Source organism: Streptomyces sp. NBC_00525, from assembly GCF_036346595.1.
GTDB lineage: Bacteria > Actinomycetota > Actinomycetes > Streptomycetales > Streptomycetaceae > Streptomyces.
In genome coordinates this window covers 838,539-858,681 of the sequence record NZ_CP107834.1, presented here as the reverse complement: position 1 = coordinate 858,681, position 20,143 = coordinate 838,539, and the positions used below count along the sequence as shown (strand labels likewise).

The following is a 20,143-nucleotide window of genomic DNA, read 5'->3' as shown; positions in this document are numbered from 1 at the left end:
CAGATCGCCGCCTGAGTACCCGCATCCTGGGGCGATGGACTGGAACCACTACCGATTCGTCAGCGTATGGGTGTTTCCCGCGCCACCCGGAGCCGTCTACGCCCACCTCGCACACATCGAGGACTATCCCCGGTGGTGGCCGCAGGTCCGCGAGGCCACCCGCTCCGACGGCGGCTCCGGCACCACCCGCGTCCGCTCCTTCCTCCCCTACGACCTCGTCACCACCGTCAGCGAGCGACGCCGCGACCCGGCGCACGGCATCCTGGAGGCCGCGCTCGGCGGCGATCTCGACGGCTGGGCCCGCTGGACGGTCACCGCCTACGGCTCCGGCACCCGTGTCGTGTACGAGCAGGAGGTCGAGGTGCGCCGCACCCTGCTGCGGGCCCTCGCCCTGCCCTGCCGGCCGGTGTTCCGCGCCAACCACGCCCTGATGATGCGCGCCGGACGCCGCGGGCTCGCGGCCGTGCTGCAAGCGGTTTGAACGACGGCCGCCCGGCCCTGTATGGTTCAACCCGTTGCCGGGCGATTAGCTCAGTGGGAGAGCGCTTCGTTCACACCGAAGAGGTCACTGGTTCGAACCCAGTATCGCCCACCCCGGAGAAGCCGGTCCGTCAGTTCCACCGACGGACCGGCTTCCGCGTATCCGCACCCGCCCCATGTGCCCGTGTCCGCCCGGCCGCGCGCACTCACGCGGCGGTACGCAGCTCCGGCCGCAGCGGCCAGGCCGGGTCCACCGTCTCCGGCGTCCCGCTCCGCGCGAACCACGCCTGCAGCCCGCGCGCCTGGGCGGCGTGCCACACCGCCTGGAGCGTGTGCAGCTCCGCCGGGGTCAGCCGCTCCAGCCGCGTCGAGAACCGGCGCCCCACCGCCCGCACCAGCTCCAGCGAGGCCGAGGCGTCCGCCGCCGCGTCGTGCGCACCCGCCAGCGGCACGCCGTACAGCTCACACAGATCGGTGAGCGTGCGCCGGCCCTTGCGATAGCGGTCCAGATGCTTGTCCAGCACACGAGGATCGAGCACGCACAGCGGCGACCGCTCCAGATACGCCCCCAGCGACGACGCCCGATGCCGCCTCAACTCCCGGTCCAGCAGCGTCAGGTCGAACGGTGCGTTCATCACCACGAGCGGCCGACCCGCCGCGCACTGATCGGCCAGCGCACGGGCCATCTCCTCCACCGCCGGGGCCGGCCACCGTCCGTTGCGCCGCAGATGGTCGTCGGTCAGCCCGTGGATCTCCGTCGCCCCCGGCGGCACCGGCACCCCCGGATTCACCAGCCAGCGGCTGACCCGCACCGGCCCGTCCGCCCTGTCCTGGACGACCAGGGCGGCCGAAACGATCCGGTCCCCCTCGACGTCCACACCCGTCGTCTCCGTGTCGAAAGCGGCCAGCGGCCCTTCGTACCAGTGAGTCATCCCCGAACTCCTCGCACCCGCACGGCAGATGGTGGTCCCCCTGCCCGGTTCGGTGATACCCGCGCCAATTGCCTGATACGCCGTTTGCGGACGACCCCGTGCGGTGACAACACAAGTACCGGCGGCGGAAGTTGACCGCCCGCCACCCCTCATCCCCATCGGTACGGCCCGGAAGGCCTACGCAGCCATGGCGCTCGCGCAGCCCGAACCGAGCGGGCTGCTGCCCCAGCGGACCGCACCGCTGCGCGGCACACTCGCCACCACCGCCTGCATGGAGACCCTCCAGGTGGGCTATCTGCACGCCGTCGCCGCCGCGGCGGGCTGCTCGCTGTCGCAGCCCTTCCCCGACAACGGCATCGACTGGCACGTCAGCCACGGCGCCCCCGGCCATGTCGTCGACGACGAGGTGACCATCAAGGTCCAGCTGAAGTGCACCTACCAGATCCCGCCCCGGCCGCCCGGCCGGACGTTCTCCTTCACGCTGGACAACGCCCACCTCGTGAAGCTCGCCCGGACACCCGTCTCGGTGCACAAGATCCTGGTCGTGATGCTCGTCCCGCGCAGCCGCGACGACTGGCTGCGCGCCGGGCCCGACAGCCTCGACCTGCGGCACTGCTGCTACTGGACCAACCTGGCCGGCCACCCCGTGACCGGCCGCCACCGGACCACCGTGCGGCTCCTGACCTCGCGCGTCTTCGACGACCGGGCGCTCTGCGAGATCATGACCCGCGTCGGGGCGGGAGGGAGACCCTGATGCACGAGCCCACCGGCCGGCCCCGTTCCGTACGCCTCTTCGGCGACCCCGCCGCACCCGCGCCGGTCCCGCCCGACCCCGCCCACGTCGACCCCGCCGTCCTGAGCGCCCTGCTCGCCCGGCACGGCTGGCGGCGGCGCGGCGGGGGCGGCGGCGGGGACGGCCCCTACAGCCGCTGGACCCCGCCCACCGGCACCACCAGCCTGCTCGTCCCCCGCACCCGGAGCTTCCCCGACAGCGACGAGCTGCTCGGCGAGGCCCTCACCGCGCTCGCCCGCACCGCCGCACCCGCCGCCCACGAGATCCTGACCGCCCTCGCCGTGCCCAGCGACGAGATCCGCTGGCGCCGCGACATCCCCGAACCCGCCTCCGGCGCGGCCGACTGGCTCGACGCCGAACGGCTGCACGCCGCCGCCCGGCAGATCCTGCTGGCCGGCGCCCTCGCCGTCCGCGACCGGGCCGGCCACCACGGCGCCCGCCACCGGGCACGCGCACTCGCCGCCCTCGGCCCTGTCCTGACCGGCCCCGCCCCCGGCGGGCGGACACTCACCGCCTTCGTCCCCGTCGACCCGGGCCGCCCCGCCGCCGTACGCCTCCACCACGCCCTGCGCGCCACCCGCGAAGCCGTCGACCACCAGCGCGCCACCGGCGGCATGGACGCCTTCGACGAGGCCGTCACGGCAGGCGTCAGCCGGGAACTGACCCAGGCCCTGATCGCCCTCGTCCGCGGCTCGCAGGGCGCCGCCGTCGCCCTGGACTGGGCGCCCGCCGCCGGCACCCCCGACGGCTGCCCCGCCCGCCCCGAACCCGTCGCCTTCTCACCGGGCGACCTGCCGGCCCTGCGCCGCGCCGGGGCCCGCTACCTGCGCGACGAACCCGCCGTCACCGTGACGATCACCGGCGCCGTGGTCCGGCTGCGCCGCCCCGGACCGCGCGGCGCCGGGATCGTACGCCTGCGGGTCCTGGCCGGCGCCGAGGTGCCGTACGTACGGATCGAGCTCGACGAGGAGGCGTACCGGATCGCGGGGCAGGCCCATCTCGTGGGGCTGCCGATCCGGGTGTCGGGCCGGCTGGAGAGCCGGGGCGGCTTCCGGCGGCTCACCGGCGCCTCGCAGGTCGTCCCGGTGCGGGTGGACGACGAGGAACGGGACCGGCTGATGAAGTCGCCACAGGAGAACGTCGACTCCTTCGAGGAGGCGTGCACGGGGGAGTGGGGAAGGGAGGAGGGCCTTCGCGACACAACCTTTTAGCGAAGCGGGCCCTCGGCTCGGTACGATTCCCTCTGCACGCGCCAGCGGAGTGCGGTGCGCCCCCTGAGTCAGGAGAGACCGGTGTCAGACGTCCGTGTGACCATCCAACGCGATTCCGAGCGGGAAGAGCGCGTGGTGACGACGGGCACTACGGCGGCCGACCTCTTCCCCGGCGAGCGCACCGTCGTCGCCGCCCGCGTCGGCGGCGAGCTGAAGGACCTCGCGTACGAGCCCAAGGACGGCGAGACCGTCGAGCCCGTCGAGATCACCTCCGAGGACGGCCTGAACATCCTGCGGCACTCCACCGCGCACGTCATGGCCCAGGCCGTGCAGCAGCTCTTCCCCGAGGCCAAGCTCGGCATCGGCCCGCCGGTCAAGGACGGCTTCTACTACGACTTCGACGTCGAGAAGCCGTTCACGCCCGAGGACCTCAAGGCCATCGAGAAGCGGATGCAGGAGATCCAGAAGCGGGGCCAGAAGTTCGCCCGCCGGGTCGTGACGGACGAGGCCGCCCGCGAGGAGCTGGCCGACGAGCCGTACAAGCTGGAGCTCATCGGCATCAAGGGCTCCGCCTCCTCGGACGACGGCGCGGACGTCGAGGTGGGCGGCGGCGAGCTGACCATTTACGACAACCTCGACCCGAAGACCGGCGAGCTGTGCTGGCGTGACCTCTGCCGGGGTCCGCACCTGCCGACGACCCGGTTCATCCCGGCCTTCAAGCTGATGCGGAACGCCGCCGCGTACTGGCGGGGCAGCGAGCGCAACCCGATGCTCCAGCGCATCTACGGCACCGCCTGGCCGACCAAGGACGAGCTGAAGGCGCACCTGGAGTTCCTGGAGGAGGCCGCCAAGCGCGACCACCGCAAGCTCGGCAACGAGCTGGACCTCTTCTCCTTCCCGGACGAGATCGGCCCCGGCCTCGCCGTCTTCCACCCCAAGGGCGGCGTCATCCGCCGGGCCATGGAGGACTACTCGCGCCGCCGCCACGAGGAGGAGGGCTACGAGTTCGTCTACTCGCCGCACGCGACCAAGGGCAAGCTCTTCGAGAAGTCCGGCCACCTGGACTGGTACGCCGACGGCATGTACCCGCCCATGCAGCTCGACGACGGGGTGGACTACTACCTCAAGCCGATGAACTGCCCGATGCACAACCTGATCTTCGACGCGCGCGGCCGCTCGTACCGTGAACTGCCCTTGAGGTTGTTCGAGTTCGGCACCGTGTACCGGTACGAGAAGTCGGGCGTCGTGCACGGCCTGACCCGCTCGCGCGGCTTCACGCAGGACGACGCGCACATCTACTGCACCCGTGAGCAGATGGCGGAGGAGCTGGACCGGACGCTCACCTTCGTCCTGAACCTGCTCCGCGACTACGGGCTCACCGACTTCTACCTGGAGCTCTCCACCAAGGACGAGACCAAGTTCGTCGGCTCCGACGAGACCTGGGAAGAGGCCACCGAGACGCTGCGCCAGGTCGCCGAGAAGCAGGGGCTGCCCCTGGTTCCGGACCCGGGCGGGGCCGCGTTCTACGGCCCGAAGATCTCGGTGCAGGCGCGGGACGCCATCGGGCGGACCTGGCAGATGTCGACCATTCAGCTCGACTTCAACCTGCCGGAGCGCTTCGACCTGGAGTACACCGGTCCGGACGGCTCCAAGCAGCGCCCGGTCATGATCCACCGCGCGCTGTTCGGGTCCATCGAGCGCTTCTTCGCGGTGCTGCTTGAGCACTACGCGGGTGCGTTCCCGGTCTGGCTGGCCCCGGTCCAGGCGGTCGGCATCCCGATCGGCGAGACGCACATCCCGTACCTCCAGGAGTTCGCCGCGGAGGCCCGGAAGAAGGGGCTGCGCGTCGACGTGGACGCGTCGTCGGACCGGATGCAGAAGAAGATCCGGACTCACCAGCGCGCCAAGGTGCCGTTCATGATCATCGTCGGCGACGACGACATGAACGCGGGCACGGTGTCGTTCCGGTACCGCGACGGGTCGCAGGAGAACGGCATCCCCCGTGACGAAGCGATCGCCAAGCTCGTTGACGTGGTGGAGCGCCGCGTGCAGGTGTGAGGTGCTCCCCGCGGAGCGGGGGTGGCCCGAAGATGCGCAACCAGCACAAGGCGAAGGTTCCACGCTCCCCGCGCGAGCGGGGCCGGGCCCCCGGACGAGCTAGCCGCTCGCCGGGGGCCCCTCCTCGTCCTCCCGCCGGAACACCTGGATCAGCCACGACGAGAACGCGCCCGTCACCGCCCCCAGCAGCGCCAGGCCGCACGCCATCAGGCCCGCCGCGATGACCCGGCCCATCACCGTCACCGGCACGGCATCCCCGTACCCCACCGTCGTCAGCGTCGCGCATGCCCACCAGACGGCGTCCCCGAAGGTACGGATCGAGGCGCCCGCAGCGCCGTGCTCCCAGTGGTACACGCCGAGCGCCGCCGAGAGGCCGAGCAGGGCCGCCGTCATCCCGGCGTACGAGATCACCCGCGCGTACAGGCCGAGCCGGGGGCGGTCCCGCCTGTCCTGGACCGCCGTGTACACCTGCACCACGCGCAGCGGGCGCAGCAGCGGCAGGACCAGGACCAGGGTGTCGAGCCAGCGCAGGCGCGGGAAGCGGAGGCCGAGGCCGCTGAGCCGGAGGCGTACCGCGTAGTCCACGACGAAGAGCGCCCAGGTGCCGCCGACGAGGGCGAGGGAGAGGTCGTGCCAGGGCTGGGCGTCGTCCGGGGCGAGGACGCGGAAGGCGTAGCCGGCCAGGAAGACGAGGGAGGCGGCCAGGAGCGGGATCTCGGTGCGCCCCTCCCAGCGGGTGAGAGCGGGTGGGGGCCGGTCCGGGGTGCGCGCGCTCATCGGCCCAGCATCGCGGGGCGTGAACCGGAACGGCCCCGGCGACACGCTCCGCACAGGTGAAGCAATATGCTGGCCGGCATGACGACTGAGCCGGAGCAGCAGATCGGAGTGGGGACGCCCGACGCGTTCCAGCGCCTGTGGACGCCCCACCGGATGGCGTACATCCGGGGTGAGAACAAGCCGACCGGTCCGGAGGCGGGGGACGGCTGCCCGTTCTGCGGGATTCCGGAGAAGTCGGACGAGGACGGGCTCGTCGTCGCGCGCGGTGCGAAGGTGTACGCCGTGCTGAATCTGTACCCGTACAACGGGGGGCACCTCATGGTGGTGCCGTACCGGCATGTCGCGGACTACACGGAGCTGGACGGTCCGGAGACGGCGGAGCTGGCCGATTTCACCAAGCGGGCGATGGCCGCGCTGCGGGCGGCGTCGGGGGCGCAGGGTTTCAACATCGGGATGAACCAGGGCGAGGTGGCGGGTGCGGGCATCGCCGCGCATCTGCATCAGCATCTGGTGCCGAGGTGGGGCGGGGACGCCAACTTCATGCCGGTGGTGGGGCACACGCGGGTGCTGCCGCAGCTGCTGGCGGACACGCGGAAGATGCTGGCGGACGCCTGGCCCGCCGCCTGATCCCGCTCGCCCGCCCGTGGGGCGTCCCGGCTGTCGTCCGGGGCGCCCCACCGGTGTGTGCGGGCGGTTACGCGTCGTAGAGGTCGGCCTTGCCGGGGGTGGGGGCCTGGACCAGGCCGCTGAGGACCGACGAGCGGTTGGTGAAGCGTTCGGTGTCCACGCCGTGCTCCTCCAGGACCTTGATGGCGGCGTTGTGGACGACGCGCAGGACGGGGGTGGCGGCGCGCATGGCGTCGTCGGCCATGAAGCGGTGGCGCCAGGGTTTCTCGGCCCAGGCGTGCCGGAGGCCGAAGGGCTCGGGGAGGGCGATCTTGCCGCCGAGGTAGTCCAGGAGCGGCGGGTACCAGGTGAAGGGGGCGCGCAGGGCGAGGCGGGTGACCTCGGATGCGTCGACGAGGGCGAGGGTGATGTCGCGGGTCTCCCAGAACCGGACGGTCTTGTTGACGGTCTTGGTCTTCGCGGCCGGTTTGCTGGTGAAGAGGGAGTGGACGGGGCCGAGGGCGTGTCCGGTGACCTCGATGCGCAGGGTCTCGTAGAGGACGGTGACCGTGATCATCATGGTGATGACGAGCTGGCCGTCCCAGAGGGTGAACTGGACGCCGAGGTAGTGGCGGTTGCCGCCGCCGAACTGCTGGTGGTTGCAGATCCGCTGTATCTCGTGGGGCTTGATCTGGTAGGTGGCGACGTCCTCGCCCTGGGGGCGGCTGACGCTGTCGGCGTTCTCCCCGATGGGGGTGACGATCCAGTGGGTGACGGACGGGGTGGGGAATCCGCCGGTGTTGAGGGGGCCGCGCTCCAGCAGCTTCAGCTGGTCGTGGATGACGCGGACGACGTCCCAGCTGCGGAACTGGTGGATCTCCTTGCCGGGTTCCTTGGGGACCAGGTCCTCGGCGAGATGCCAGCTGCCCCAGCGGGTGCCCATGCCGAGGATGCCCTTGGGGCCCGCGTAGAAGAGGGAGTTGGCCTGCTGTTCGGCGGTGAGCTTCTCCAGGCCCTGGCGCAGGGCCTCGCGGGCGGTCTCGCTGGGGTTCTTCGGTACCGCCTCGGGGATCTTGGCGATGACGCCGCCGCCGGAGAGCAGGCCGTCCCAGCGGGCGCGCATGTCCTGGGCGGACCGTTCCGCGATGCGCCGGGCGAGGTACCAGCCGATGACGGGGGCGACGAACATCAGGCGCAGATAGAGGCCGAGGAGGCCGGTCAGCGGCAGCTTGAGCATGAGGACGACGACGCCGATGCCGACGAGCGGCAGCAGGCTGTTGCCCAGGACGGTGATGCCCTTGTCCTTGGTCTTAGCGAAGCCGTCGCGGAGCCGGAAGACGAGGACCCACAGCAGCATGCCGGGCAGGAAGAGGAAGCCGAACAGGGCGGTGACGGCGGTGAGTCGGGCGTCGCGGGTCTTGCGCAGGCGGGTCGCGGCCAGGCAGTGCTCGACGACAGTCTGCGGGTCGCTGCCGAAGGACTGGATGAGGTCCTTGCGGGCGCCGCCGAGCATGCGTTCCTGGACGGCGCGGGAGAACGCCTCGCCGAGGTTGGGCTTGAAGTAGTCCGAGGTGAAGAACTTCGAACGGCCCGCCTTCACTTCGGACTTGTGCCACTCGCTGTTGGCTTTGAGGATGTCCTCCACCGGACTGTCGCGGTACGCCGCGGAGGCGAGGGCGTTGGTCGCCACCGCCGCGCTCGCCGATCCCTGGAGCGGAATCTGTGCTCCGGGTGAGAAATCGAATCCGTTGCTGGCCACTGTCGCCCCCACTCGCCACCGAGGAACCGCTCCTGCGGCTGTTTCCCAACTGCCGTGCCCGGCACACTTTCTGAGTCGGGGTCCCAGCGTATCGTCCAAAAACGCACCGCGTCCGGCCCTGTGGACAACGCGTCGCGGAGCGTTTCAGCCGTCCTGGGCCCGTACGCGGTCGGCGAGTCGCGCGGGCATGGGCTCGTGGCGGGCGTAGGCGCGGTCGAAGCGGCCGGTGCCGTGGGTCAGGGCGCGCAGATCGATCGCGTACCGGCCGATTTCCAGTTCGGGCACGTCGGCGCGTACCCGCGTGTGCCCGTCGCCGGACTGTTCGGTGCCGGTGACCCGGCCCCGGCGGCCCGAGAGGTCGCTGAGCACCGGGCCGACGTAGTCGTCGGGGACCAGTACGCCGACCTCGGCGACGGGCTCCAGCAGCCGGATGCCCGCCCCGGCCGCGGCCTCGCGCAGGGCCAGGGCGCCTGCGGTCTGGAACGCGGCGTCGGAGGAGTCCACGGAGTGCGCCCTGCCGTCCCGCAGCACGACCCGGACGTCGGTCAGCGGGTGCCCGGTGGCGACGCCCCGGGCGGCCTGGGCGCGGACGCCCTTCTCCACGGAGGCGATGAAGGGGCGGGGGACGGCTCCGCCGGTGACCCGGTCGACGAATTCGATGCCGGAGCCGGCGGGCAGCGGTTCGACGTCGATCTCGCAGACCGCGTACTGGCCGTGGCCGCCGGACTGCTTGACCTGGCGGCCGTGCCCGGTGGCCGGTGCGGCGAAGGTCTCGCGCAGCGCCACCTCGTACGGGACGGTGTCCACCCGGACCCCGTAGTGGTCGCGCAGCCGGTCCAGGGCGACGTCCCGGTGGGCCTCGCCGAGGCACCACAGGACGAGCTGGCCGGTGTCCGGGTTCTGTTCGAGGCGCAGCGCCGGGTCCTCGGCGACCAGCCGGGCCAGGCCGTGCGAGAGCTTGTCCTCGTCGGCCGCGCCGTGGGCCCGGACGGCGAGCGGCAGCAGCGGGTCGGGGCCGGTCCAGGGGGCGAGCAGGAGCGGGTGGGCGGTGCCGGAGAGGGTGTCGCCGGTCTCTGCTGCGTCCAGCCGGGCCACCCACGCCAGGTCCCCGGCGACGCACGCGTCGATGGGCCGCTGCAGTTTCCCGAAGGGCGAGGTCAGGGCGCCGACGCGGGCACGGGCCCGGTGGCCGGGGCGGTCCTCGCGGCCGGGGCCGTCGAGCCCGTGGCCGTGGATGTGGACGGTGTCGTCGGGGCGCAGGGTGCCGGAGAAGACGCGGACCAGGGAGAGCCGTCCGGCGTACGGGTCCGAGGACGTCTTGACGACCTCCGCGACCAGGGGCCCTTCGGGGTCGCCGTCGAGGGCGGGCAGCGGGGCGCCGTCCGGGGTGGTGACGGCGGGGAGCGGGTGTGCGTACGGGGGCGGGAAGCCGCGGGTGACCAGGTCGAGGAGTTCGGCGGTGCCCACGGCGCGGTGGGTGTCGCGGGCGGCGGGCGCGGCGGCGAGCACGGGGTGGAAGGAGCCGCGGGCGACGGCGCGTTCGAGGTCGCGGAGGAGGGTTTCGGTGTCGATGGTCTCGCCGCCGAGGTAGCGGTCCATCAGGGTCTCGTCCTCGCTCTCGGCGATGATGCCCTCGATGAGCCGGGCCCGCGCCGCCGCGAGGGCGGCCCGCCGGTCGTCGGAGGGGTGTGCGCCGTCCGGGTCCCGTTGCGGGAGCAGGCCGGTGAGGCCGGTGAGCGGGGCGTGCCCGTCGGCGGCCTCGGGGCCGTACTCGGGCAGGTGGAGGGGGAGTACGGCGTCGGGGTCGTCGGCGCCGAAGAGTTCGCCGCAGAGCCGGGTCATCGCGTCGAACGGGGTGCGGGCGGTGTCGAGGTGGGTGACGACGATGGCGCGGGGCATGCCGACGCGGGCGCACTCCTCCCACAGGGCCCGGGTGGTGCCGGCGACGGCTCCTGGCTCTCGGGCCGCCGAGACGACGAACAGGGCGGCGTCCGCCGCGCGCAGTCCGGCTCTGACCTCCCCGACGAAGTCGGCGTAGCCCGGTGTGTCGAGCAGGTTGACGGTGAACCCGTCCCATTCCACCGGGACGACGGAGAGCTGGACGGAGCGGCCCTGCCGGTGCTCGGTGTCCTCGTGGTCGGAGACGGTCGTGCCGTCCTCGACCCGGCCCGCCCGGCCGATGGCGCCCGCGGTCCGCGCCAGCGCCTCGACGAGCGTGGTCTTGCCGGAGCCGCTGTGGCCGACCAGTGCCACGTTGCGCAGGGTGCGGGGGCGGCGGGCCCCCGGTCCGGGGTGCGGGTGTGCCGTGCTGCCCATGTGTGCCTCCGCTCGGACGGTGCACCGAGTGCGGGGCCGGCGCGGCGGCTGCGGCGGCGCCCGCGGTATTTCGAGCTTGGCACTCCCGCCGGACGCCGTCCACAGCTCGCGCTCCCCGCGCCGGGGTGCCCGGACGATACGGGGGGTCGGCCGTGACTACGATGGGCGCGGAGGGCGCTGACAGCCCCGGCCGGTTCAGGGCCTGCAGCGCCCTCCTGCCGGTGGCCGTCGGGGTCACACGGCCCACCGACCCTCGGGAAGGCCATGCTGAACAAGTACGCGCGTGCCTTTTTCACGCGTGTTCTCACGCCGTTCGCCGCACTGCTCCTCCGCCTCGGCGTGAGCCCTGACGCCGTCACCCTGATCGGTACGGCCGGGGTGATGGCCGGTGCGCTGGTCTTCTTCCCGATGGGGGAGTTCTTCTGGGGCACGATCGTCATCACGATCTTCGTGTTCTCGGACCTCGTGGACGGGAACATGGCGCGCCAGGCCGGGATCTCCAGCCGCTGGGGGGCGTTCCTGGACTCCACGCTCGACCGGGTCGCGGACGGGGCCATCTTCGGCGGCTTCGCCCTCTGGTACGCGGGCAGCGGCGACGACAACATCCTGTGCGCGGTGGCGATCTTCTGCCTCGCCAGCGGCCAGGTGGTCTCGTACACCAAGGCGCGCGGCGAGTCGATCGGTCTGCCAGTGGCGGTCAACGGGCTCGTGGAGCGCGCCGAGCGCCTGGTGATCTCGCTGGTGGCAGCCGGTTTCGCGGGGCTGCACAAGTTCGGCGTGCCGGGCATCCAGGTGCTGCTGCCGATCGCGCTGTGGATCGTCGCCGTCGGCAGCCTGGTGACGCTGATCCAGCGCGTCGTCACCGTGCGCCGCGAGTCCGCCGAGGCGGACGCGGCCGACGCGGCCGGGCGGTGAGCGGCCCCGGCCCGGACGCGCGGCCGGGCGTGCGGGAACGGCTGAGCGACGGGCTGTACGGGCTGGGCTGGGCGGCGGTCAAGACGCTGCCCGAACCGGTGGCGCGGGCCCTGTTCCGTACCCTCGCCGACCAGGTGTGGCGGCGGCGCGGCAAGAGCGTGCTGCGGCTGGAGTCCAACCTCGCCAGGGTCGTGCCGGACGCCGACGCGGCGCGGCTGGCGGCCCTTTCGCGCGCGGGCATGCGCTCGTACATGCGCTACTGGATGGAGTCGTTCCGGCTGCCCACCTGGAGTCCGGAGCGGATCAAGGCGTCCATCGACGTGACGGACGCCCACCGGCTGACGGACGGCCTCGACTCCGGGCGCGGGGTGATCCTCGCCCTGCCGCACCTGGGCAACTGGGACCTGGCCGGGGCGTGGGTGACCACGGACCTGAAGGTGCCGTTCACCACGGTCGCCGAGCGGCTGAAGCCCGAGTCGCTGTACGACCGGTTCGTCGCCTACCGCGAGGGCCTGGGCATGGAGGTGCTGCCGCACACCGGCGGCGCCGCGTTCGGGACGCTGGCCCGGCGGCTGCGGTCGGGCGGCCTGGTCTGTCTGGTAGCCGACCGCGATCTGTCCTCGTCCGGGGTGGAGGTGTCGTTCTTCGGCGACACGGCCCGGATGCCGGCCGGCCCCGCGCTGCTCGCTCAGCAGACCGGCGCGCTGCTGCTGCCGGTGACGCTCTCGTACGACGACACGCCGGTGATGAAGGCCCGTATCCATCCGCCCGTCGAGGTGCCCGACGCGGGTGACCGGGCCGCGCGGACGTCCCGGATGACCCAGGCGCTGGCCGACGCGTTCGCCCTGGGCATCGCCGAGCACCCGGAGGACTGGCACATGCTGCAACGGCTGTGGATCGCCGACCTCGAACCCCGCGGAGACCGGAGCGGAGACACGACGTGAAGATCGGCATCGTCTGCCCGTACTCCTGGGACGTACCGGGCGGTGTGCAGTTCCACATCCGGGACCTGGCCGAACACCTCATCCGGCTCGGCCACGAGGTGTCCGTGCTGGCGCCCGCCGACGACGAGACGCCGCTGCCGCCGTACGTGGTCTCCGCCGGCCGGGCCGTGCCCGTGCGCTACAACGGTTCCGTGGCCCGGCTGAACTTCGGCTTCCTGTCGGCGGCGCGGGTGCGGCGCTGGCTGCACGAGGGCACGTTCGACGTCGTCCACATCCATGAGCCGACCTCGCCGTCGCTGGGCCTGCTGACCTGCTGGGCGGCCCAGGGGCCGATCGTCGCCACGTTCCACACGTCCAACCCGCGCTCCCGCGCGATGATCGCCGCGTACGCCATCCTGCAGGCCGCGCTGGAGAAGATCAGCGCGCGGATCGCGGTCAGCGAGTATGCCCGCCGGACCCTCGTCGAGCACCTCGGCGGGGACGCCGTCGTCATCCCGAACGGTGTGGACGTCGACTTCTTCGCGAGGGCCGAGCCCCGGCCCGAGTGGCAGGGCGGCACCATCGGCTTCATCGGGCGCATCGACGAGCCGCGCAAGGGGCTGCCCGTCCTGATGCGGGCCCTGCCCGCCATCCTGGCCGCCCGCCCGGAGACCAGACTGCTGGTGGCCGGCCGGGGCGACGAGGAGGAGGCCGTCGCCTCGCTGCCGAAGGAGATGCGCTCGCGCGTGGAGTTCCTGGGCATGGTGAGCGACGAGGACAAGGCGCGGCTGCTGCGCAGCGTCGACCTGTACGTGGCGCCCAACACCGGGGGCGAGAGCTTCGGCATCATCCTGGTCGAGGCCATGTCGGCGGGCGCGCCGGTCCTCGCCAGCGACCTGGACGCCTTCGCCCAGGTGCTGGACCAGGGCGCGGCGGGCGAACTGTTCGCCAACGAGGACGCCGACGCGCTGGCCGGGGCGGCGATCCGGCTGCTGGGCGACCCGGAGCGGCGCGCCGGACTGCGCGAGCGGGGCAGCGCCCATGTGCGGCGCTTCGACTGGTCGACGGTCGGGGCGGACATCCTCGCCGTGTACGAGACGGTGACGGACGGCGCCGCCTCGGTCGCGGCGGACGAGCGCACCGGACTGCGCGGCCGGTTCGGGCCCGCCCGGTAGCCTTTCGGCCCGTGACCGCAACCCTCATCTGGGCCGTCGTCGTCCTCGTCGCGATCGGCCTGTACCTCAGCTGGACCGCCGGCCGCCTCGACCGGCTGCACACCCGGATCGACGCGGCCCGCGCCGCCCTCGACGCGCAACTGCTGCGCCGGGCCTCGGTCACCCAGGAACTCGCCACCTCCGGGGTGCTCGACCCGGCCTCCTCGATCGTGCTGTACGAGGCCGCGCACGCCGCCCGGCAGTCGCCCCAGGAGCAGCGGGAGGTCGCCGAGAGCGAGTTGAGCGCCGCCCTGCGCGCGGTGTTCGGCGAGAGCGAGCAGGTGGAGGCGGTACGGGAGATCCCCGGCGGCCAGGAGGCGGCGTCCGAGCTGGCGGCCGCGGTGCGCCGGGTGCCGATGGCGCGCCGGTTCCACAACGACGCGGTCCGGGCGGCGCGGGCGCTGCGCCGCCACCGCACGGTGCGCTGGTTCCGGCTCGCCGGGCACGCCCCGTTCCCGCTGGCCTTCGAAATGGACGACGAGCCGCCGGTGGCCCTGGCGGACCGCCCCGGCAGCTGACAGAGGGGGCCCGGTCCGGCAGCCGACGGGCGGTGGCTCGGTCCGTGCGCACGGGGGCCGGGGCAAAACGAGCCACCGGCCACCCATTGGCCCTTGCTGTGGACTGGTCGTGGGGCGTTTGCTCGGGTGTGCGCCCTTGGGCGTCCCCGCATCCGCTTCCCCACAGTGAGGTCGATCCGTGTCCACACTCCCCAGCACCCCGCAGTCCGCCGACACCCCGGCCACCGGCACCGCGCGCGTCAAGCGCGGCATGGCCGAGCAGCTCAAGGGCGGCGTGATCATGGACGTCGTCAACGCCGAGCAGGCGAAGATCGCCGAGGACGCGGGCGCCGTGGCCGTCATGGCCCTGGAGCGGGTGCCGGCCGACATCCGCAAGGACGGCGGCGTGGCCCGGATGTCCGACCCGAACATGATCGAGGAGATCATCGAGGCGGTGTCCATCCCGGTGATGGCCAAGTCCCGCATCGGGCACTTCGTCGAGGCGCAGGTGCTCCAGTCCCTCGGCGTCGACTACATCGACGAGTCCGAGGTCCTCACCCCGGCCGACGAGGTCAACCACAGCGACAAGTTCGCCTTCACCACCCCGTTCGTCTGCGGTGCCACCAACCTGGGCGAGGCGCTGCGCCGGATCGCCGAGGGCGCGGCCATGATCCGCTCCAAGGGCGAGGCCGGCACCGGCAACGTCGTCGAGGCCGTCCGCCACCTGCGCCAGATCAAGAACGAGATCGCCCGGCTGCGCGGCTACGACAACAACGAGCTGTACGCCGCCGCCAAGGAGCTGCGCGCCCCCTACGAGCTGGTCAAGGAGGTCGCCGAGCTGGGCAAGCTGCCCGTCGTGCTGTTCTCCGCGGGCGGCGTCGCCACCCCGGCGGACGCGGCGCTGATGCGGCAGCTCGGGGCCGAGGGCGTCTTCGTCGGCTCCGGCATCTTCAAGTCCGGCGACCCGGCCAAGCGCGCCGCCGCCATCGTGAAGGCCACCACCTTCTTCGACGACCCGAAGATCATCGCGGACGCCTCCCGCAACCTGGGCGAGGCCATGGTCGGCATCAACTGCGACACGCTGCCCGAGGCCGAGCGCTACGCGAACCGCGGCTGGTAAGCAGCGATGAGCGAAACCCCTGTGATCGGCGTCCTGGCCCTCCAGGGCGACGTCCGGGAACACCTGATCGCCCTGGCCTCGGCGAATGCCCTGGCCAGGCCGGTCCGGCGTCCCGAGGAACTGGCGGAGGTCGACGGCCTGGTCCTGCCCGGCGGCGAGTCCACCACCATGTCCAAGCTGGCCGCCCTGTTCGGCCTGCTGGAGCCCCTGCGCGAGCGGATCGCGGCCGGCATGCCCGTCTACGGCACCTGCGCCGGGATGATTTTGCTCGCCGACAAGATCCTCGACCCCCGCGCGGGCCAGGAGACGCTCGGCGGCATCGACATGATCGTGCGCCGTAACGCTTTCGGGCGGCAGAACGAGTCCTTCGAGGCGGCCGTCGAGGTCGCCGGGATCGACGGCGGACCGGTGGAGGGCGTCTTCATCCGGGCCCCCTGGGTCGAGTCCGTGGGCGCCCGCGCGAAGGTCGTCGCCGAGCACGGCGGACACATCGTGGCCGTACGGCAGGACAACGCGCTCGCCACGTCCTTCCACCCGGAACTGACCGGCGATCACCGGCTCCACGCGTACTTCACCGAGATGGTGCGCGCGGCCGGGTGACTCGATCCCGGTAGGATCTCTCGGGTTCGTACGGAATTTGGTGACGCGAAGGAGAAGGCAGATGTCCGGCCACTCTAAATGGGCTACGACGAAGCACAAGAAGGCCGTGATTGACGCCAAGCGCGGCAAGCTCTTCGCGAAGCTGATCAAGAACATCGAGGTCGCGGCCCGCACCGGTGGTGTGGACCCCGAGGGCAACCCGACCCTCGTGGACGCGATCCAGAAGGCGAAGAAGAGTTCGGTCCCGAACAAGAACATCGACTCCGCGGTCAAGCGCGGTGGCGGTCTCGAGGCCGGTGGCGTCGACTACCAGACGATCATGTACGAGGGTTACGGACCCAACGGTGTCGCGGTGCTCATCGAGTGCCTCACCGACAACCGCAACCGTGCCGCGTCCGACGTACGCGTCGCCATGACGCGCAACGGCGGCTCGATGGCCGACCCCGGCTCCGTCTCGTACCTCTTCAACCGCAAGGGCGTCGTCATCGTCCCCAAGGGCGAGCTGACGGAGGACGACGTGCTCGGTGCCGTCCTCGAAGCGGGCGCCGAGGAGGTCAACGACCTGGGCGACACCTACGAGGTCGTCAGCGAGGCCACCGACCTGGTCGCGGTCCGTACCGCGCTCCAGCAGGAGGGCATCGACTACGACTCGGCCGAGGCCAACTTCCTGCCCACCATGCAGGTCGACCTCGACGAGGAGGGCGCCCGCAAGATCTTCAAGCTGATCGACGCGCTGGAGGACAGCGACGACGTGCAGAACGTCTTCGCCAACTTCGACGTCAGCGACGAGGTCATGGCCAAGGTGGACGCCTGAGCCACGCCTGTCGCGAGCGGGCCGGCGGGGGACACACCCCGTCGGCCCGTCGCGTTGTCGGTGGTGACCGATAGCCTGCTGGAACAGTTGACCGATCGGCAGGGAGGGGCGGACCGTGCGGGTGCTCGGCGTGGACCCGGGTCTGACCAGGTGCGGCGTCGGCGTCGTCGAAGGCGTCGCCGGACGGCCCCTGACCATGCGCGGCGTGGGCGTCGTCCGCACCCCGGCCGACGCGGAGCTGGGCGACCGTCTGGTGGCCGTCGAACGCGGCATCGAGGAGTGGCTCGACGAACACCGCCCCGACTGCGTCGCCGTCGAGCGCGTCTTCGCCCAGCACAACGTCCGTACGGTGATGGGCACCGCCCAGGCCAGTGCCATCGCCATGCTCTGCGCGGCCCGGCGCGGCCTCCCCGTCGCCCTGCACACCCCCAGCGAGGTCAAGGCCGCCGTCTCCGGCAGCGGACGCGCCGACAAGGCCCAGGTCGGAGCCATGGTCACCCGGCTCCTGCGGCTGGACGCCCCGCCGAAACCGGCCGACGCCGCCGACGCCCTGGCGCTCGCCATCTGCCACATCTGGCGCGCCCCCGCCCTCAACCGCCTCCAGCAGGCGCACGCGGCGGCCGCCCGCACCTCGCGCACCACCGCCGTTCCCGTCCGGAAGGTCCCCCGATGATCGCCTTCGTCAGCGGCCCCGTCGCCGCGCTCGCCCCGACCACGGCCGTCATCGAGGTCGGCGGCATCGGCATGGCCGTCCAGTGCGCGCCCAACACCCTGGCCGACCTGCGCGTCGGCCAACAGGCCAGACTCGCCACCTCCCTCGTCGTCCGCGAGGACTCGCTGACGCTCTACGGCTTCGCCGACGACGACGAACGACAGGTCTTCGAACTCCTGCAGACCGCCAGCGGCGTCGGCCCCCGCCTCGCCCAGGCCATGCTCGCCACCCACACACCCGACGCCCTGCGCCTCGCCGTCGCCACCGGCGACGAGAAGGCCCTCACCGCGGTCTCCGGCATCGGCAAGAAGGGTGCCCAGAAACTCCTGCTCGAACTGAAGGACCGGCTCGGCGAACCCGTCGGCGGCCACGCCCCCGGCCAGGGCATCGGCGCCGCCGTCTCCGCCTCCTGGCGCGACCAGCTCCAGGCCGCGCTCATCGGCCTCGGCTACGCCACCCGCGAGGCGGACGAAGCCGTCGCCGCCGTCGCCCCGCAGGCCGAGGAAGCCCTGGCCGCAGGCGGCCCGGCCCCCGTGCCGCAGCTCCTGCGCGCCGCCCTGCAGACCCTCAACCGGGCACGCTGAAGCGCGCGGGCCCCTGCTACGCCCCGCCGGCCACCCCGGCCGGGACACCGATACATCCGAGGCGGACAGACGAGATGAACTGGGACGACACCGACGCCGGCATGGACGAACGCTTCGACGAACGGCCGGCCGACGAGCGGCTGGTCGACGCCGGAGCCGACGGCGACGACACCGCGGTCGAGGCGGCGCTGCGCCCCAAGGACCTCGACGAGTTCGTCGGCCAGGAGAAGGTGCGCGAACAGCTCGACCTCGTCCTCAAGGCCGCCCGCGCCCGCGGCGCCACCGCCGACCACGTGCTGCTCTCCGGCGCCCCCGGCCTCGGCAAGACCACCCTCTCCATGATCATCGCGGCCGAGATGAACGCCCCGATCCGCATCACCTCCGGCCCCGCCATCCAGCACGCCGGAGACCTCGCGGCGATCCTCTCCTCGCTCCAGGAGGGCGAGGTCCTCTTCCTGGACGAGATCCACCGCATGTCCCGGCCCGCCGAGGAGATGCTGTACATGGCCATGGAGGACTTCCGGGTCGACGTCATCGTCGGCAAGGGCCCCGGCGCCACCGCGATCCCGTTGGAGCTGCCCCCCTTCACCCTGGTCGGAGCCACCACCCGGGCCGGGCTGCTGCCGCCCCCGCTGCGCGACCGCTTCGGCTTCACCGGCCACATGGAGTTCTACACCCCCGCCGAGCTGGAACGCGTGATCCACCGCTCCGCCCGCCTGCTCGACGTCGAGACGGACGCCGCCGGCGCCGCCGAGATCGCCGGCCGCTCCCGCGGCACGCCCCGCATCGCCAACCGGCTGCTGCGCCGCGTACGGGACTACGCCCAGGTCAAGGCCGACGGCCGGATCGACCGGGAGACCGCGGCGGCGGCCCTCGGGGTGTACGAGGTCGACGCCCGCGGCCTGGACCGGCTGGACCGGGCGGTGCTGGGCGCCCTGCTCAAGCTGTTCGGCGGCGGTCCGGTCGGCCTGTCCACCCTGGCGGTCGCCGTCGGGGAGGAGCGGGAGACCGTCGAGGAGGTCGCCGAGCCCTTCCTCGTCCGCGAAGGGCTGCTGGCCAGGACCCCGCGCGGACGGGTCGCCACCCCCGCTGCCTGGGCCCACCTGGGAATGGTCCAGCCACAGAACGGCGTAACGGGACAACAGGGCCTGTTCGGGGCGTGATGCGTCACAGGTTGACCGGGAGCGGAACCACGGTGCCATGCTGGGCGTTGTTCCATCGATACGGACTCGCTTAGACTCCGCCGATGCCGCCCCTTGGGGGCGGTGTGCCCACCCCCGAAGAACAGGCCGCTCTCCATCGCGGTCGTGCGAAGGAAACTCGTCCCGTGAATCCCCTGACTCTCCTCCCCCTCATCGTGCTCATCGGGGCCATGTTCCTGATGACGCGGTCCGCCAAGAAGAAGCAGGCGGCGGCTGCGGCGATGCGCGACGAAATGCAGCCCGGTACCGGCGTCCGCACGATCGGGGGGATGTACGCCACCGTCAAGGAGCTGCACGCCGACACGGTCCTCCTCGAGGTTGCTCCCGGCGTCCACGCCGTTTACGCCAAGAACGCCATCGGCGCCGTTCTCGACGACGCGGAGTACAACCGCATCGTCCACGGCGACGAGCCCGAGCTCGACGTCGACGGCGCGATCGTGCCGGACGACGCCTCCTCGCTCACCGGTCCCGACACCGACGACGCCAAGACCGACCTGGTCAAGAAGACCGACTCGGACGAGGGCGACGAGGCCGGGGCCGAGGCCGACGACAAGGCCGAGGGCAAGGGCGACGGCGAGACCGGCTCGAAGTAGCGCACCGACACGGGGCGGCCGGGTGCCGATGGCATCC

The 20,143-nt window shown here is 72.4% G+C and carries 20 protein-coding genes and 1 tRNA gene; 17 read left to right on the top strand and 4 right to left on the bottom strand.

Going from position 1 to position 20,143, the window contains the following annotated elements:
- Positions 1-34: 34 nt before the first annotated feature.
- Both OG710_RS03645 and OG710_RS03640 read left to right on the top strand, forming a co-directional pair.
- Entirely contained in the window at positions 35-481 is a 447-nt protein-coding gene (locus OG710_RS03645; protein ID WP_330238055.1) for an SRPBCC family protein, read from the top strand.
- 39 nt (positions 482-520) lie between these two features.
- A tRNA-Val gene (locus tag OG710_RS03640) sits at positions 521-592 on the top strand.
- 94 nt (positions 593-686) lie between these two features.
- On the opposite strand, the gene OG710_RS03635 is transcribed toward OG710_RS03640, so the two are convergent.
- Entirely contained in the window at positions 687-1,412 is a 726-nt protein-coding gene (locus tag OG710_RS03635) for a 3'-5' exonuclease (protein ID WP_330238054.1), read from the bottom strand.
- A gap of 187 nt (positions 1,413-1,599) precedes the next feature.
- On the opposite strand from OG710_RS03635, the gene OG710_RS03630 reads away from it, so the two are divergent.
- From OG710_RS03630 to thrS, 3 genes are all read left to right on the top strand, one after another.
- Entirely contained in the window at positions 1,600-2,166 is a 567-nt protein-coding gene (locus tag OG710_RS03630) for a DUF4365 domain-containing protein (protein ID WP_111333890.1), read from the top strand.
- Complete coding sequence (locus OG710_RS03625) at positions 2,166-3,416, top strand: hypothetical protein (protein ID WP_330238053.1); 1,251 nt, start codon at positions 2,166-2,168, stop codon at positions 3,414-3,416. The genes OG710_RS03630 and OG710_RS03625 overlap by 1 nt, the downstream gene beginning before the upstream one ends.
- Before the next feature lie 81 nt (positions 3,417-3,497).
- Positions 3,498-5,474, top strand: a complete 1,977-nt coding sequence (gene thrS, locus OG710_RS03620; RefSeq protein ID WP_330238052.1) for a threonine--tRNA ligase — start codon at positions 3,498-3,500, stop codon at positions 5,472-5,474.
- A 99-nt stretch (positions 5,475-5,573) separates the two neighbouring features.
- Here the strand turns inward: thrS and OG710_RS03615 are convergent, their stop codons facing one another.
- On the bottom strand, positions 5,574-6,251 hold the full coding sequence (locus tag OG710_RS03615) for a potassium channel family protein (protein ID WP_330238051.1): 678 nt from the start codon (positions 6,249-6,251) through the stop codon (positions 5,574-5,576).
- A gap of 66 nt (positions 6,252-6,317) precedes the next feature.
- On the opposite strand from OG710_RS03615, the gene OG710_RS03610 reads away from it, so the two are divergent.
- The gene (locus tag OG710_RS03610) at positions 6,318-6,878 is read left to right on the top strand and encodes an HIT family protein (RefSeq protein WP_330238050.1); all 561 of its coding nucleotides are present in this window, start codon (positions 6,318-6,320) and stop codon (positions 6,876-6,878) included.
- Positions 6,879-6,945: 67 nt separating this feature from the next.
- Here OG710_RS03610 and OG710_RS03605 read toward each other — a convergent pair whose 3' ends face one another.
- Positions 6,946-8,616: a hypothetical protein gene (locus OG710_RS03605; protein ID WP_330238049.1), complete on the bottom strand. Its 1,671-nt coding sequence runs from the start codon at positions 8,614-8,616 to the stop codon at positions 6,946-6,948.
- Between the two features lie 144 nt (positions 8,617-8,760).
- Positions 8,761-10,932 carry an elongation factor G-like protein EF-G2 gene (locus OG710_RS03600; RefSeq protein WP_330238048.1) on the bottom strand — a complete coding sequence of 724 codons (2,172 nt, stop codon included), beginning with the start codon at positions 10,930-10,932 and terminating at the stop codon, positions 8,761-8,763.
- A 264-nt stretch (positions 10,933-11,196) separates the two neighbouring features.
- On the opposite strand from OG710_RS03600, the gene pgsA reads away from it, so the two are divergent.
- From pgsA to yajC, 11 genes are all read left to right on the top strand, one after another.
- Positions 11,197-11,847, top strand: a complete 651-nt coding sequence (pgsA, locus tag OG710_RS03595; RefSeq protein WP_330238047.1) for a phosphatidylinositol phosphate synthase — start codon at positions 11,197-11,199, stop codon at positions 11,845-11,847.
- Entirely contained in the window at positions 11,844-12,791 is a 948-nt protein-coding gene (locus OG710_RS03590; RefSeq protein ID WP_330238046.1) for a phosphatidylinositol mannoside acyltransferase, read from the top strand. Before pgsA ends, OG710_RS03590 begins: the two co-directional genes overlap by 4 nt.
- Positions 12,788-13,945 (top strand): glycosyltransferase family 4 protein, encoded by a 1,158-nt coding sequence (locus tag OG710_RS03585; RefSeq protein ID WP_330238045.1) that lies wholly within the window; start codon positions 12,788-12,790, stop codon positions 13,943-13,945. The genes OG710_RS03590 and OG710_RS03585 overlap by 4 nt, the downstream gene beginning before the upstream one ends.
- A gap of 11 nt (positions 13,946-13,956) precedes the next feature.
- Entirely contained in the window at positions 13,957-14,502 is a 546-nt protein-coding gene (locus tag OG710_RS03580; RefSeq protein ID WP_111333900.1) for a hypothetical protein, read from the top strand.
- 178 nt (positions 14,503-14,680) lie between these two features.
- Entirely contained in the window at positions 14,681-15,601 is a 921-nt protein-coding gene (gene pdxS / locus OG710_RS03575) for a pyridoxal 5'-phosphate synthase lyase subunit PdxS (protein ID WP_330238044.1), read from the top strand.
- Positions 15,602-15,607: 6 nt separating this feature from the next.
- A complete protein-coding gene (gene pdxT, locus OG710_RS03570; protein ID WP_330238043.1) occupies positions 15,608-16,201 on the top strand; it encodes a pyridoxal 5'-phosphate synthase glutaminase subunit PdxT in 594 nt (197 codons plus the stop codon).
- Positions 16,202-16,262: 61 nt separating this feature from the next.
- Positions 16,263-17,015: a YebC/PmpR family DNA-binding transcriptional regulator gene (locus OG710_RS03565; protein WP_111333903.1), complete on the top strand. Its 753-nt coding sequence runs from the start codon at positions 16,263-16,265 to the stop codon at positions 17,013-17,015.
- A 115-nt stretch (positions 17,016-17,130) separates the two neighbouring features.
- A complete protein-coding gene (gene ruvC / locus OG710_RS03560; protein ID WP_330238042.1) occupies positions 17,131-17,688 on the top strand; it encodes a crossover junction endodeoxyribonuclease RuvC in 558 nt (185 codons plus the stop codon).
- On the top strand, positions 17,685-18,311 hold the full coding sequence (gene ruvA / locus OG710_RS03555) for a Holliday junction branch migration protein RuvA (RefSeq protein ID WP_330238041.1): 627 nt from the start codon (positions 17,685-17,687) through the stop codon (positions 18,309-18,311). Before ruvC ends, ruvA begins: the two co-directional genes overlap by 4 nt.
- Positions 18,312-18,385: 74 nt before the next feature.
- Positions 18,386-19,474, top strand: coding sequence for a Holliday junction branch migration DNA helicase RuvB (ruvB, locus tag OG710_RS03550; RefSeq protein ID WP_330238040.1), 1,089 nt, complete (start codon positions 18,386-18,388; stop codon positions 19,472-19,474).
- 164 nt (positions 19,475-19,638) lie between these two features.
- The gene (gene yajC / locus OG710_RS03545) at positions 19,639-20,106 is read left to right on the top strand and encodes a preprotein translocase subunit YajC (RefSeq protein WP_111333907.1); all 468 of its coding nucleotides are present in this window, start codon (positions 19,639-19,641) and stop codon (positions 20,104-20,106) included.
- Positions 20,107-20,143 lie beyond the last annotated feature (37 nt).

Excerpts from the sequence above, each read along its gene's own strand:
- OG710_RS03565 (WP_111333903.1), top strand. The coding sequence starts at position 16,263 with ATGTCCGGCCACTCTAAATGGGCTACGACGAAGCACAAGAAGGCCGTG.
- OG710_RS03625 (WP_330238053.1), top strand. The coding sequence starts at position 2,166 with ATGCACGAGCCCACCGGCCGGCCCCGTTCCGTACGCCTCTTCGGCGAC.
- pgsA (WP_330238047.1), top strand. The coding sequence starts at position 11,197 with ATGCTGAACAAGTACGCGCGTGCCTTTTTCACGCGTGTTCTCACGCCG.
- OG710_RS03630 (WP_111333890.1), top strand. The coding sequence starts at position 1,600 with ATGGCGCTCGCGCAGCCCGAACCGAGCGGGCTGCTGCCCCAGCGGACC.
- OG710_RS03635 (WP_330238054.1), bottom strand. The coding sequence starts at position 1,412 with ATGACTCACTGGTACGAAGGGCCGCTGGCCGCTTTCGACACGGAGACG.
- pdxT (WP_330238043.1), top strand. The coding sequence starts at position 15,608 with ATGAGCGAAACCCCTGTGATCGGCGTCCTGGCCCTCCAGGGCGACGTC.
- OG710_RS03615 (WP_330238051.1), bottom strand. The coding sequence starts at position 6,251 with ATGAGCGCGCGCACCCCGGACCGGCCCCCACCCGCTCTCACCCGCTGG.
- OG710_RS03600 (WP_330238048.1), bottom strand. The coding sequence starts at position 10,932 with ATGGGCAGCACGGCACACCCGCACCCCGGACCGGGGGCCCGCCGCCCC.
- OG710_RS03645 (WP_330238055.1), top strand. The coding sequence starts at position 35 with ATGGACTGGAACCACTACCGATTCGTCAGCGTATGGGTGTTTCCCGCG.
- OG710_RS03610 (WP_330238050.1), top strand. The coding sequence starts at position 6,318 with ATGCTGGCCGGCATGACGACTGAGCCGGAGCAGCAGATCGGAGTGGGG.
- ruvB (WP_330238040.1), top strand. The coding sequence starts at position 18,386 with ATGAACTGGGACGACACCGACGCCGGCATGGACGAACGCTTCGACGAA.
- ruvA (WP_330238041.1), top strand. The coding sequence starts at position 17,685 with ATGATCGCCTTCGTCAGCGGCCCCGTCGCCGCGCTCGCCCCGACCACG.